Source organism: Winogradskyella aurantia, from assembly GCF_002266855.1.
In the GTDB taxonomy this organism is placed as follows: domain Bacteria; phylum Bacteroidota; class Bacteroidia; order Flavobacteriales; family Flavobacteriaceae; genus Winogradskyella; species Winogradskyella aurantia.
The window spans coordinates 34,886-49,329 of record NZ_NGJN01000001.1; the positions used below are offsets into that span (position 1 = coordinate 34,886).

11 protein-coding genes are annotated in these 14,444 nt (G+C 37.3%); 10 read left to right on the forward strand and 1 reads right to left on the reverse strand.

The features are described from left to right. Position 1: 1 nt before the first annotated feature. On the reverse strand, positions 2-919 hold the full coding sequence (locus CA834_RS00185; protein ID WP_094966646.1) for a hypothetical protein: 918 nt from the start codon (positions 917-919) through the stop codon (positions 2-4). Between the two features lie 111 nt (positions 920-1,030). On the opposite strand from CA834_RS00185, the gene pdxR reads away from it, so the two are divergent. The 10 genes from pdxR to CA834_RS00235 all read left to right on the forward strand — a co-directional run bounded on the left by pdxR (position 1,031) and on the right by CA834_RS00235 (position 14,388). Further along, positions 1,031-2,488 carry a MocR-like pyridoxine biosynthesis transcription factor PdxR gene (gene pdxR / locus CA834_RS00190; RefSeq protein ID WP_165764728.1) on the forward strand — a complete coding sequence of 486 codons (1,458 nt, stop codon included), beginning with the start codon at positions 1,031-1,033 and terminating at the stop codon, positions 2,486-2,488. Positions 2,489-2,579: 91 nt separating this feature from the next. Further along, positions 2,580-4,250, forward strand: a complete 1,671-nt coding sequence (locus CA834_RS00195) for a lamin tail domain-containing protein (protein ID WP_094966648.1) — start codon at positions 2,580-2,582, stop codon at positions 4,248-4,250. Positions 4,251-4,432: 182 nt separating this feature from the next. Further along, positions 4,433-5,437 carry a lamin tail domain-containing protein gene (locus tag CA834_RS00200; RefSeq protein WP_094966649.1) on the forward strand — a complete coding sequence of 335 codons (1,005 nt, stop codon included), beginning with the start codon at positions 4,433-4,435 and terminating at the stop codon, positions 5,435-5,437. Positions 5,438-5,450: 13 nt separating this feature from the next. Beyond that, positions 5,451-6,812 (forward strand): C4-dicarboxylate transporter DcuC, encoded by a 1,362-nt coding sequence (dcuC, locus tag CA834_RS00205; protein ID WP_094966650.1) that lies wholly within the window; start codon positions 5,451-5,453, stop codon positions 6,810-6,812. 1 nt (position 6,813) lies between these two features. Next, positions 6,814-7,959: a beta-aspartyl-peptidase gene (gene iadA, locus CA834_RS00210; protein WP_094966651.1), complete on the forward strand. Its 1,146-nt coding sequence runs from the start codon at positions 6,814-6,816 to the stop codon at positions 7,957-7,959. 16 nt (positions 7,960-7,975) lie between these two features. Beyond that, complete coding sequence (locus tag CA834_RS00215) at positions 7,976-9,358, forward strand: porin (RefSeq protein ID WP_094967219.1); 1,383 nt, start codon at positions 7,976-7,978, stop codon at positions 9,356-9,358. A 1-nt stretch (position 9,359) separates the two neighbouring features. Continuing rightward, positions 9,360-10,889 carry a M14 family metallopeptidase gene (locus CA834_RS00220; RefSeq protein WP_094966652.1) on the forward strand — a complete coding sequence of 510 codons (1,530 nt, stop codon included), beginning with the start codon at positions 9,360-9,362 and terminating at the stop codon, positions 10,887-10,889. Between the two features lie 20 nt (positions 10,890-10,909). Then, entirely contained in the window at positions 10,910-12,184 is a 1,275-nt protein-coding gene (locus CA834_RS00225; protein ID WP_094966653.1) for a hypothetical protein, read from the forward strand. Beyond that, positions 12,184-13,335: a T9SS type A sorting domain-containing protein gene (locus CA834_RS00230; RefSeq protein WP_094966654.1), complete on the forward strand. Its 1,152-nt coding sequence runs from the start codon at positions 12,184-12,186 to the stop codon at positions 13,333-13,335. Before CA834_RS00225 ends, CA834_RS00230 begins: the two co-directional genes overlap by 1 nt. Before the next feature lie 72 nt (positions 13,336-13,407). Beyond that, on the forward strand, positions 13,408-14,388 hold the full coding sequence (locus tag CA834_RS00235; protein WP_094966655.1) for a LuxE/PaaK family acyltransferase: 981 nt from the start codon (positions 13,408-13,410) through the stop codon (positions 14,386-14,388). The last annotated feature ends 56 nt before the right edge of the window (positions 14,389-14,444 follow it).

Genomic DNA, 14,444 nt, shown 5'->3' on the forward strand with positions numbered 1-14,444 from the left:
ATCAATCATTAAATATTAAGTCAGCAGCTTTTAGTGAAGCCTCCACATAATTGTGGTCCGCACCATTATTTATTTCCAAAACCCAGTTAAAATCCAAGTTTCCATCTTGTGCTTGCTCAAATGCCAGGTTATAAAAATACTGTGCTCTCGCAAATCTATTGATACCTTGAGCATCAGCAAATACATTATGTCTTAAGCCTGGAGCATTAGGGTCATTATCTAAATCACCTATTAATACCGTTAGATTTTTATCATACAGCTCGTTTAGGGACAGGTTCTCTAATGGGGAATTGTTAAATCCATAAGGAAAACTCACGTCTTCAGTTGGCACAGTATACCATCCGGAAGCTGAAGCAACGACCTTTTCAATACGTGCATTGGGTTTAAACATCACAAAGCGATGTGCAAATTGACCACCAGCAGAATGACCGAATACATGATATTTTTCAGTAGTATTTTCAAGATTGGTCTTTATAAAATCGAACAAAGGGTCAATTACAGAGAATGTCCAATCTTCCTCAGGGTTCAGTGTGGCTGGAGATGGATTATCCCCATCTACAAAAACATTCCCTAAGTTATAGGCGTCCCCGCCAGGAAAATTAGTAATAGAGAACTCTGGTGCTATAATAATAAAACCAAACGTATTGGCTTTTTCCAACATGGCATTCCTATAATCCTTAGCATTGCGACCCGCCCCATGAAAAACAAAAAGCATAGGGGTCGTTGCACTTGAGTTTGGAGGCACATGATAATAGATGTTCATCACCTTATTTGAAAATGGCTCGTAATCCGAATATTCAAAAAACCCAGTCCCTGTTAGACTGTTATTTGGTAACTCTGGTGTATTCGCATTAGGAACATAATCATTCGTACAATTCAATACGGTTAGAGTGAAAAGAACAAAAAGAGACCTATACATAAAATCATTTTTCGAGATGGAGTAAAATACGTTTAGTTTTTAATATATTTATAAGTCCAATATCTAAAAAAAGTGAATACCAATTATAAATTTTCCCTAGATAAAATAAGATTGGCATACACCACTCAGCAAAATTCAGATACGGATGCGAAATATATCGTTTTATACAGAGCTATAAAAAACACCATCACATCGCATGAGTTACCTGCAAACTGGTTACTGCCATCAACACGCGTTCTATCAAAGGCATTAAATATTTCCCGTACTACCGTTAATAAATCTTACGAGTTACTGCAGCTAGAAAAGCTTATAAGCTCTAAAATTGGTTCTGGCTTTAGGGTAAGCTACAATTTGTCAAGCGAGTTTACCCCAAGAAAGAGAAAACATACATCACCTAGCAAAAAAAACTATCCAAATATTTCGGAAAAGGGCATTGCATTTACTGAGAATATTACTCTAGTCAATAAAATTTCAAGTACTAATTTGGCTTTTAGACCTGGAGTACCTCCAATTGATGTGTTTCCAGTAAATCGTTGGAAAAATTTATTAAACAACTATTGGCGCCATATTAAATCTTCCAATTTATCATATTCTTCAGCCACTGGACTAGAAGAACTAAAAAAAAGTATTGCTGACTACCTGAACATAAGTAGAAATATAAGGTGCGATTTTGAACAAATCGTCGTTGTTTCTGGGTCTTTACAGTCCCTATACTTAATCGCGACCACACTAATTGACAAAGGCGATGAGGTTATTTTGGAAAATCCAATTTTTCCTAATGTCCATAGCGTTTTTAAAAGCTCACAGGCCAAACTGATTCCATTATCCATTGATGATGAGGGAATTAAATTATCACAATTAGACCGGCAAAAGTCCAAACCCAAAATTATTCATGTAACACCGTCAAATCATTATCCTCTGGGCGTCAAGATGAGCGTGAATAGAAGACAAGAACTCTTAAATTGGGCGTCCGAACATAATACTATTATAATTGAGAATGATTACGAACACGAAATAGCAAATCACGATCAAGCCATACCAAGTATTTACAGTTTAGATCAAGAAGATCGAACCATTTACATGGGTACCTTTAACAGGCTTTTGCATCCCTCTATAAGACTAGGCTATATGATTGTACCAAGATACCTTATCAAAACGGTTCAAGCCTTGCAGGAGCATTCTCATAGATTTGTATCGCCTTCCATACAAGTAGTTATGAATCAGTTTATTGAAAAAAACTACCTGTATCAGCATATTAAAACATGTATAGACATGGCCAACGAGCGCTATGAACTATTTTGTAGGGAATTTGAAAAGATTAGCAAAAAAATGACAATAGAAAAAAAGCACTGTTCTAGTTTTCATCTCGTTGCTACCTTTAATGAGCCTGATTCAATACAATTGGAAAAGACCGTTTTGGCTGAGCTTGAATCTAAAAATATAACCGCTCATGCCTTAAGCAAATGTTATATAGACGCGCCAAAAACCTATGGGTTAATATTTGGATATGCCGCTGTGAGACCGTCTGTTCTCAAGAAAAAAATTCAAACTATGAAGGGGATTTTATAAAACACATTGGTATTAATAATAATTTAATATTGGTATCTCTAATTTTGTTTTATAAAAATTAACTTTGAGGTATAACTAAATTACAATTCTTATGAAAAAACTTTACCTTTTATTTTTATTATGCTCATTTATAGGGTTTTCGCAAAACCCTGGAGACTTGGTTATAACCGAGTACATGAATGATCCAAGCGCCGTTAGTGATACTGTAGGCGAATGGTTTGAAATTTACAATACTACTAGTAGCTCAATTGACTTAGATGGGTGGACCATACGAGATGATGGCACCAATTCCTTCACGTTCTCTGGCACCTTATTGGTACCAGCTAATAGTTATTTCGTTTTAGGAAGAGGTCCAAATGACCCCACAAATGGTGGTGTAAATTTGGACTTTAGCTACGGTGATGGTTCCTTTACCTTGGGTAATGGCGATGATGAAATTGTATTGGTGTCGCCTACGGCAGTTGAAATCGATAGAGTTAATTATGGTTCAGGGAATGGGTTTCCAGATGAAGGCCCAGGAACCAGTCTTATTTTAGACCCCACACTAACTATTGCTAGTGCAGACAATAACGACGGAGCAAATTGGTGTTTTTCGTCTTCACCTTATGGTGATGGTGATTTAGGAACGCCTGGCGCTGCCAACGACAGCTGTATAGCAACTTGTGAAACAAATTTAGGTGCTAGTGATGCCACCTGTGACACAACCACTCCAGGTGCAACAAGTGATACTTATACAGCCACTTTAGCGTATTCTGGTGCCGGTACTGGTGAAACTTTTGTGGTGTCATCTACATCTGGTGTTGTAGGTGGTGATGATCCAACTTCAGTAGCTGATGGTACAATTACGGTTACTGGTATAACTGAGGGCACTGATGTTACCATAACCATTGATAATACAGGAGATGGCGGTCTATGTACTTTGACAAGAGATATAACAAGTCCGGTTTGCGAGCCTACGGGTAGTGTGGACCTTGAACTTCAAGGTATAATTGACTTTACTGTCTTAGAAGGTGGTGCTGAAGGAAAAGCCGTTCACGTTATTGCTACTGCAGATATTGCAGATTTGAGTGAATACGGTATTGGTGTTGCAAATAACGGAGGAGGTTCCGACGGACAAGAATATACGTTTGATGCCATTTCTGTATCAAACGGGGACCATATTTTGGTGGCGAGAAGCTTAACCGCTATGGAGAATTTTCTAACCACTGCAGGTTATAATTTATTCGATCACCTTTTAGTTGCAAATACATCTATCAGTCAAAACGGTGATGATGCCATTGAGCTATATAAAAATGGTGCTATTGTTGAAACTTTCGGTGACCCCAATGTCGATGGTTCTGGCGAATCTTGGGAGTACACAGATTCATGGGCTTACAAAGACCCATTAGGATCTGTTTGGCCAGCAGGCTGGACTTATGGCGGCGTAGATTGTACAGATTTTGACTCTGGAAATCCTCCAGCGACTTGGACAACTTTTGATACGCCTTGTGTTTACCCATTTGTATCATCCTTATCAACAGATGAGTTTGCTGCGAATGAGTTATCCATCTATCCTAACCCTGTTAATTCTGGCAGAGTTAACATTCAATCACAAATTGCAGGTGATAAAATGATTGAGTTATATGATATCATGGGAAGAAGTGTTATCTCAACGGTCATAACTTCCAACAGTTTAGATGTTACAGGTCTAAAAACTGGTATGTATTTGTTGAAGATTACAATTGGTAGTAAAACCTCAACTACTAAATTGATTATCGATTAACTTGTTTATCATATTTTTCAGAAATTTACAAAAAGCGCCTTAAACAGGCGCTTTTTTTAGTTACACCCAACTCACTCAGAACAGCTCAATTGGTACCTTATAATTTTTTTAATTGGTATCAATCAGCTCAAGGTTTAAATAATACATTTGATATCATCATATGATTTTAATACTATAATTCAATGTTATCTAAAGCACATCTCAAAACCATGTTCCGCCTTATCTTATTAGTACTTTTGGTTGGTTCATGTACTACAGACGATATTAAACCTGCACTCTCCTTAACATCTGATAGCACAAGCTTAAGTGAAGATAATGGTACACTTATCGTAACAGCCACTTTAAATTCTGAATCCTCTAGTGCTGTGAGTATTCCCATAGTTTTAACAGGTACGGCAACAGCGAATTCTGACTACAGTGTTAGCGCGACTGAAATTGCTATAGCTGCTGGATCAACTTCCGGTAATATTACCATAACTGGACTTCAAGATATGGAAATAGAGGGTATTGAAACCTTAATTGTAGGTCTTGGCAATGTCAACGAATTTTTAGTTTTATCAGATTCTACCGTAACGATTGAAGTCTTAGACGATGATTCCGATTCTGATGGTGATGGTGTTTTAGATGCTAATGATGATTGTCCGGATGTAGTAGGTGATGTTGAAAACAATGGATGTCCATTTTTAGGCTTTTTGATTAATGAGGTTAATTACGACCCTGCAGCAGACCTAGCAGGAGATGCTAATGGTGATGGAACTAGAGAGCCTAATGAAGATGAGTTTATCGAATTTTTCAATTCAGGGCCAGAGCTAGATTTAAGTGGCTATACGATTTCAGACGCAGACCAATTGAGACATACGTTTCCAGCAGGAACAATTTTGCCGGTAAATGGTGTGTTAGTCGTATTTGGAGGAGGAACACCAACAGGTAATTTCGGTGGTGCCTTGGTACAAACTGCATCTGAAGGACTATTGAATATGAGTAATGCTGGTGATTTTATGACCATTGCAGACCCCTCTGGAAATGTAGTATTAACTTTTGATATAGAACCACTCTCTAATAATCCTAATGAATCTTACACCAGGAATCCCGACCTTACTGGTGATTTTGTACAACACGCAGGCATAGATGAAGCAAACGGTGCTCTATTTTCTCCTGGAACCAAGTTAGACGGTACCAATTTCTAGAGTTAGAATAGCTATGAGTTATTTCGGTCCAATATTATCTTTAGTTTTTGTTGTAATTACAGCAACCTTATTGTTGCGTAAGTATAACCCTCACGCTGTATTATTGGTTTCCGGTTTAATTATGCTCGTTATTTCACAGGTTTTAAATTTCAATATGCCAGAATTAAAAGATGCCACAGGATTTTCTGGTTTTGATTTATTTAGATATATCAAAGAATCATTTAGCAAAACTAATGCTGGTGTTGGTTTAATGATTATGGCCATTGGCGGATTCGTAGCCTATATTAAAAAAATAGGCGCCTCAGACACTTTAGTGTATGTTGCTATGAAACCTCTTAAGCTCTTTAAAAAACAGCCTTACCTCGCGGCTTCCATGGTTATACCTATTGGTCAAGTTCTATTTACAGCCATTCCTTCAGCGGCAGGCCTGAGCCTTTTATTAATGGCTTCTCTGTTCCCAATCTTAGTTAATTTAGGCGTGAGTAGACTTTCTGCCGTTTCTGTTATAACTGCTACTACGGCCTTTGGTATGGGACCAGCCTCTGCAATAACGGCAAGTGCCACTGAGATTTCTGGAATAGATACCATTGTATTCTTTTTGAACTATCAAATCCCATTGGTTTGGCCGTTAAGTGTTGCAATGATGGTTACCTATTATATAGTAAACCGTTATTATGACAAAAAAGAAGATTTAGAATTTATTGAGGATCATGACGACACTAAAAAACCAAACGCACCTTTGATTTATGCGTTAATTCCTGTATTACCGATAATACTGCTTATTGTTTTCTCCGAAATCTTCAGCCTTTTTAGTTCGCCAATTTCATTAGACACAACAACGGCAATGTTTATAAGTCTATTTATTGCTATGATATTTGAATTGGTTAGAACAAAGAGCATTAAATCCGTTCTTGATTCCCTCAATACATTTTGGAATGGCATGGGCAATATTTTTAAAACGGTTGTCACTTTAATCATAACAGCAGATATTTTTGCTAAAGGCCTTATAAGTCTTGGATTTATATCAGGTTTACTGGATTTAACTCAAAATATGGGCCTTGGTGCTATTGGCATCGGTGTCGTTATGACGCTCATGATTTTCTTGGCCTCCATGCTCATGGGTAGTGGTAACGCCTCTTTTTTTGCGTTTGGTCCTTTAGTGCCTAAAATTTCCAAGTCATTGGGAGCGGAAACCACAGATATTATTTTACCAATGCAGCTATCAGCATCGATGGGAAGAACCGTTTCCCCAGTTGCCGGTGTAATCATTGCAACTGCTGAAATTGCGCAGGTCTCTACCATAGCCATTGTAAAACGAAATTTAATCCCTTTATCCATAGCCCTTGTATTTATGCTAATCTCTCATTTTATATAGTATGATTAAACTTATAAAACATACAGAGTTATATAGTCCGGAACACAAGGGCCAAAAAGATATTCTTATTGCAGGACAACAAATAGTAGCGATTGAGGATGATCTTTCGCGCTTTGAAAACGATGCTGAAGTTTTTGACGCCCAAGGTAAAATAACAACGCCGGGGCTTATTGACCAGCACATCCATGTTATTGGAGCTGGTGGTAAAGATGGTTTTGCATCGATGACCCCAGAAGTAAGCCTGAGTGACCTTATCTCATGTGGGACCACGACGATTTGTAGCCTATTGGGAACCGATGGCACAGCAAGAAACATCAGAAGCCTCTATGCTAAAGTAAAAGGACTCGACCAAGAAGGCATATCGGCTTATATGTTCAGTGGCTATTATGGGATGGACACAGTAACCATAACGGATAGCATTCAAGGCGACATGATATTTATTGATAAAGTCCTTGGATGTAAAATAGCTATAAGCGACATAAGATCATCCTATCCCTCTGCAACCGACCTTGTACGTAAATTGAGAGATATCAGAGTTGGCGGTATGATTGGTAATAAAAAAGGGGTTTTGCATATCCATTTAGGTAGTTTACCTAGTAAAATGGATGTGCTCTTTGAATTGGTTGAAAAATTTCATTTTCCTATAGAACACATTTCTCCCACGCATGTGGGCCGCACAAAAGAATTATTTGATCAGGCTATTGCCTTTGCAAAACTTGGTGGGATGATTGATATTACCACAGGTGCCTCAAAATATACGGACCCTTATAAATCCGTCTTATATGCCTTAGACGAAGGTGTGAGCATAGATCTAATGACTTTTAGTACTGATGGACATGCAGGGCTTACAAAATTTAATGAAGCAGGTGAGGCGATTGGTGTCCGTAAAGCACCAATACACACCAATCTTGAAGAAACTATAGCATTGGTAAAGGATGGTGGTATACCAATTAGTGAAGCTTTTAAACTTATCACAACGAATCCTGCCAAAAACCTTGGACTAAAACATAAGGGAAAGCTCGAAGTAGGGTATGATGCAGATTTGTGCTGTTTCAACAAAGACCTAGAACTCATAGATGTTTTTGCAAAAGGGAAGCACATGATGAAAAATCAAATTATTAAAGTAAAGGGAAATTTTGAACAATAGGCACAAAAATATGAACATGAATATTTTTAAAATAATTCTTAGCGTATTGGCCATTTTGAGCTTCTCAGACCAATTTGCTCAAAACACGAAGCTGAGCTCATATACATTTGGCGAAGGCTATAATTTTACTAATGCCAACGGTAGCACTTTCAGGATACAGGGGTACATCCAACCATCTATGGATACCGAGATTTATGAAGACTCAGACATACCGAACGCTACAAGATTTAGAATGAGGCGACTGCGTTTAAGATTTTCGGGTAGATCGGCGAATGAGAGATTTGGTTACAGGTTACAATTGGATTTGGCAGGCCAGGATGAAGCACAACGTGAAGGGGACGTTACCGATGCAAGAAATCTCTTACTAGACGCTTATATATCTTATAAAATAACAAGACGTGTAGAGCTCATATTCGGTCAGCGCGCTACATATACCGATAACCGTGAATTATTTATGAATTCCAATTCACTTCAACTTCCTGAACGCAGTAGATTAACATCTGCATTCGCAAGCATTAGGGAATTTGGGCTATTTGCAAAGGGAACCTTTAGAACAGGAGGTGGTACCTATCTTAAACCCTATTTAACCATCACAAACGGAGACGGTGCCAATGTATTTTCCAACGACCTAGGCGGACTAAAATACGGCGCACGTTTGGATTTTTTACCCTTTGGCTTATTTACCAATTTTGGGCAATTTAGACAAGCTGATGTTGTAAGAGAATTAACGCCTAAACTCGTGGTTGGTGTTACCGGAAATTATAATGACGGTATAACTAGTAGGAGGGGAAGAAATAGTGGTAGAATCTATTATTTAAATGACTTGAACGGAAATGGTGCATTAGACGATGGCGAAGAGCGTTTACCTGATTATGCAAAGTTTGGTATTGACTTTTTGTTTAAATACAAAGGGTTTTCGGTATTAGGCGAGTACCATAAGAGCTTTGTAACAGATATTGCAGACGATATCAATTTAAGGAATGATATTTATGGTGATGATATTGATGTTCTCACCGATAGATTTAGAGGTCGTGTTAATCCAACCTCGGATGATTTTAGAGATTACACACCGCAAGAATATGTCAAAAGACAATTAATGCTTGGTGAAGCCTATAATATTCAAGCAGGATATCTATTTAAAAATGGATTCTCAATTGATGCTAGGTATACGCATATCAACTCAGACACCAATTCCTTTCTTAACAATGCCACGTTTTTTAATAGACCAGATTATTACACCATTGGAGTAAGTAAGTATCTATCGAGAAGTTATGGTGCAAAAATCCAAGCCTCTTATACTTGGATAAACGCAGGAGAGTTTGGAATATTTGACAATAATGGAAATACTCTGCCAGGTGGTGAACAATTATTTAGACTAATCTTAACCGTAGCCTTTTAAAATGAAGAACGTAATTATTTTAATATGTACCGTGTTGAGTATAACAGCTTATGCTCAGTTTAGTCCTCAATCTAAAAAAATAACAGAGAAGTTTTTTCCTGATAGCGAAGCCATCTTAAACACCACACCAGCGCTACAAAAAAAGAGAGGGTTTACAAACTACAAAGAGTTAATGGCGTTTTTAAATACTGTTAAATCCAGCCATTCTGATAAAGTTGAGATTTCTTTTATAGGCAAAAGCCAAAAGGGGAAAGATATACCAATAATTAAAATAAACGTCCCAAACAGTAAGGATAAGATTAAAGTTTGGATGCAAGGTGGTGTGCATGGCAATGAACCGGCCAGTACCGAGACTATGCTGTATTTAATTGACCGTTTATTAAATGACAACTCCCATGAAAATTTAATGGAACATTTAGATCTGGCCATTGTGCCCATGGCCAACATAGATGGCTATTTAAAAAATGATAGATACGCGGCGAACGGATTGGATCTAAACAGAGACCAAACCAAACTTATGGCACCTGAAAGTATTGCGATTAAACAAGCATATTCTGACTTTAATCCAGACGTATCTGTAGATTTTCATGAATACAGACCTTATAGAAGAGATTTTGCCAGAATGGGGGACTTTGGAATTACCAACATGTATGATGTTATGTTTTTACGCAGTAGTAATCTTAATATCCCTGAGAATTTAAGAGTACTTACAGAGCGCTTATTTATTGAAAATGCTCGAAAACCTTTAGACGTTTTTGGCTATACACATCACCCTTATATCTCAACAACTAAAGTTGACGGCGAAATACATATCAACCAAGGCTCGATTAGTTCGAGGTCCTTTGCAACAAACACGGCCTTAACAAATACCATCTCTGCCCTTATAGAAATTAGAGGCGTTGGTCTAGGAAAAACATCTTTTAAAAGACGAATACATTCAGGATTTTCAATTGCACTTTCCTTTCTAAGAACAGCCACTGAAAATATTGCTTTGGTTAAAGATGAAATTGAACAAGCTAAGAGGCAACAAAACGATGTTGTTGTAGAATATAAAAGGGGCATCTACCAAGATAATGTTTCATTTATAGATGTAAACAGCAATGAATATATAGATATCAATCTGACCATAAGGGATGCGGAAAAAGCGACCTCAACCCTAACAAGAAAACGACCTAAAGCTTACATTGTAGAGGCCAATCAAACAGATATCATCAATAAACTGACCATACTTGGTGTTGACATTGAGTATCTAGAAAACGAAAAAACCTATGATGTAGAAACCTATGTCATTGATAATTATAGTGCAAAACCCATTCGATACGAAAAAATGAAACTTCAAACTGTAAGTGTAGATTTAAAGAAACAGCAACTAAGCTTTCCAAAAGGGACTGCTTTAGTATATATGAACCAAAGAAGGGCCAATATAGTACCAGAAATCCTTGAACCAGAAGCTCCAAACAGCTTGGTTAGTTTTGGTGTTATTAAAACCAAAAAAGGAGATACTTTACCTATTTATAGATTACTTAACTAAGAGCAATAAACTAAATCGATATGAAACGATTACAGCACATAAAGACCAACCATTTATTATTATTACTATGTTGTTTTGGCTTAACTACATTCGCAAATGCTCAGCAAGAATATGAAGAGCAAGACCCGGATGCCGAACCCGAAGCAGCAAAGAATCAAGCAAACTATAAATTAGGTAGTGGCTTGGATTTTTCCTTTAATGACGGTGATTACCATTTTGGAGTAACGGGTTTTATTCAACCTGGGTTTCTAAATGAAAGCACAAAAGGATTTGAAGATGTCAATCAATTTCGATCTAAGCGAACCTTCCTACAGTTTGATGGGAATGCCATAAAAGAAAAAGTTTCCTTTTTTGTGCAGTTGGATTTTAGCCTGTCTAATCCTCTTATGGATGCCTGGTTGGCCTATGAGCCCATTGAGCAAGTTAAAATCAGCTTCGGTCAGAAACAAACCTTTGTTAATAATCGTGAAATGCTATACCGTGAGGATAGGCTACAATTCGCTAACAGAAGTTTTTTGAGCCAGACCCTTTCTGAAACCGGTCGTGAATTTGGTGTATTTGTTGAATCTAATTTTGAATTTGCTGGTGTTGGCATTGCTCCCATGGCTGCTCTTACTTCGGGAGATGGTCGTAATAGCTTCGGTGACGATTCTAGAGATTCAGATATTGGAGGTTTAAAACTTGGTGGACGTTTAGATATTTACCCATTGGGTTATTTTAAAGCTGGGAACGAATTAACAAGTGTAGATTTAGAAAGAGAAGATACATTGAAATTTGTGGTAGGCGTTGCTGGCAGTCAGAATTATGGCGCTAGTGGGCCGACAGGAGAAGGTCATGGTGATTTTTTCTTGTTTGATGCCAATGGCAACGACAATCTACCAGATTACAGACAGTTTTATGTCGATTTACTGGCAAAATACAAGGGCTTTTCCCTTCTGGCAGAATATGCTAACGCTTCTGCTACGGGTATAGATGAAGTATATCTTGATGAGAGCGCAACTCAAATTTTAGCTCCTGGACAAATAAGTGAATTCCTTGCTCTCGGTGATAGCTACAATTTTCAGGTAGGTTATGTTACCAAGAACGGGTACAGTTTTGACCTTAGTTTTAATGCCTCTACCCCTGAATTTGAGAATAGTATGTCCGTTTTAAATGATTTTAACGCAACCACATTGGGCTTTACGAAATATTTTTATGGTAATAGTTTAAAACTACAAACCTCCTACAGCATTATAAATCCTTCAATCGGTGAAACTATAAATCAGTTTGAGATTTTATTTCAAATAGCGCTATAATGGCAAAAAAATGGGTTTTTCTGTTAGCAATAATTTTTTGCCTAACCAATGCTTATGGCCAAAATCTAATAGAAAACTCGACAGGCTCATTTATTTTTACGCCTCAAGCCCCTTTAAACAGACCCCCTATTGAGGTATTTTACCACATTCCTAATGGTGACATTTCTAATATGCCTATTTTGTTTTCATTCCATGGGGCTACCAGAGATGGCGCTAACTACAGAGATTATTGGGTAGGTATGGCCAATGCCAATGGTTTTATGATTTTTGCACCTGAATTCTCCTCTACCAACTATCCTGGACTTGGAGATAATTATTTGATGGCAAATATTTTTGATGATGGCGATAATCCTAGTATAGAAACTTTTAATAATCAAAACGAATGGACATTTTCTATCCTTGATCCTTTGTTTAATCATATAAAAGCAGATATTTCCGGACAGCAACAAAAGTACAGTGCATGGGGCCACTCTGGAGGAGCTCAATTTTTGCATCGGTTTGTGATGTACATGCCTAACAGTAATTTAGATACTGCCGTTTGTTCAAATGCCGGATGGTATACAGTCCCAGAATTTGGAGTTAATTTTCCTTATGGTTTAAATTTAGGTCAACTCCCAAATAATACATTAATTTCAGCTTTTTCAAAAAAACTAATTGTTCACCTAGGTGAGGACGATACAGATCCTAATTCGCCAGGATTAAGACACAACACGATAGTTGATAATCAGCAAGGCCTATTTCGCCTAGAACGTGGTCAATATTTTTATTCAACTAGCGAAACAACAGCGGCTAACTTAAATGTTCTTTTTAATTGGGAGAATGAATTAGTGCCCAATGTAGGCCATGAGCCCCAACTCATGGCAAACGATGCCTTACAGTATTTGTTAGTGAGTTTATCTACACCAACTTTTGATGTAAATAACGGTGTTAAAATATATCCAAACCCAACAAATACAGGTAGAGTTACTATATCTTCATCAAATGCTAATGCCATGAGGATTAGTGTTTTTAATGTTTTAGGAAAGCAAGTTAAGAAAGCCGCCATCCAACCTAATACTAGTCTAGATGTATCTAATCTTAAATCTGGAATTTACATTGTACGATTAGAGCAAAACAATGCTACAACCACTAAAAAATTAATTATTAAGTAATACCTTTTATACTATATAAGAAAGCGCTATTAGGTATCTAGGAGCGCTTCTTATTTTGCCTATTTTTGCATTGTGACGACAGCACAAGACATATTTGGCATTTCTAGTAAATCAGCGTTTAAGGACGCAGCCTTAGACGTTTTCAAGTATCAATTTGAAAACAATTCAGTATATCGTTCATTTTGCGATTTATTATACAAGCATCCTTCCGATATAAACACCATCAGTGACATCCCCTTTTTACCAATAGAATTCTTCAAAACCCATGAGGTCATAAGTAACCGAAATACTATTGAAAAAACATTTACAAGTTCTGGGACAACCGGCACCTTAACAAGCAAACACTTTATCACGGATTTGACGCTCTATGAAAAAAGTTTTAGAAGGGGTTTTAAGCATTTTTACGGCGATATTGAAGATTATGTCGTACTTGCGCTTCTCCCGTCCTATCTAGAACGCAAGGGCTCATCCTTAATCTATATGGTTAATGACTTTATTAAACATTCCAAACACCCTGAAAGTGGCTTTTATCTCGACAATCACAAAGAACTAGCCGAACAGATTCAAGCCCTAGAAGCTAAAAACCAAAAGACACTTCTTATAGGGGTCTCCTTTGCCTTACTGGAATTAGTAGAAACCTATAATTTTCAATGTAAACATACTATCGTAATGGAAACGGGCGGCATGAAAGGCCGAAGAAAAGAAATTATAAGAACAGAACTCCATGAGATTTTAAACAAGGGGTTTGGAGTAAATCATATACAAAGTGAATATGGCATGACGGAACTTTTGAGTCAGGCTTATTCTAAGGGCAATGGTGTTTTTGAATGTCCCCCATGGATGAGCGTTTTAACACGTGACACCGAGGACGCCTTGTCTATACAAAGCATCAATAAAACGGGTGGATTAAACATTATTGATTTGGCGAATATAAATTCATGTGCCTTTATAGCAACACAAGATTTAGGTAAAGTATATAACGACGGAACATTTGAGGTTATTGGTCGCTTTGACCATTCAGATATTAGAGGATGCAATTTGATGGCACTGTAAGTTTTCCAACGCTTTTACGACTAACTCTAAGAGAAAGAAAGATTTTCATTAGTTAG

Coding starts and splice junctions, on each gene's coding strand:
- CA834_RS00220 (WP_094966652.1), top strand. CDS start 9,360: ATGAAGAACGTAATTATTTTAATATGTACCGTGTTGAGTATAACAGCT.
- CA834_RS00195 (WP_094966648.1), top strand. CDS start 2,580: ATGAAAAAACTTTACCTTTTATTTTTATTATGCTCATTTATAGGGTTT.
- dcuC (WP_094966650.1), top strand. CDS start 5,451: ATGAGTTATTTCGGTCCAATATTATCTTTAGTTTTTGTTGTAATTACA.
- CA834_RS00215 (WP_094967219.1), top strand. CDS start 7,976: ATGAATATTTTTAAAATAATTCTTAGCGTATTGGCCATTTTGAGCTTC.
- CA834_RS00185 (WP_094966646.1), bottom strand. CDS start 919: ATGTATAGGTCTCTTTTTGTTCTTTTCACTCTAACCGTATTGAATTGT.
- CA834_RS00225 (WP_094966653.1), top strand. CDS start 10,910: ATGAAACGATTACAGCACATAAAGACCAACCATTTATTATTATTACTA.
- CA834_RS00200 (WP_094966649.1), top strand. CDS start 4,433: ATGTTATCTAAAGCACATCTCAAAACCATGTTCCGCCTTATCTTATTA.
- CA834_RS00230 (WP_094966654.1), top strand. CDS start 12,184: ATGGCAAAAAAATGGGTTTTTCTGTTAGCAATAATTTTTTGCCTAACC.
- iadA (WP_094966651.1), top strand. CDS start 6,814: ATGATTAAACTTATAAAACATACAGAGTTATATAGTCCGGAACACAAG.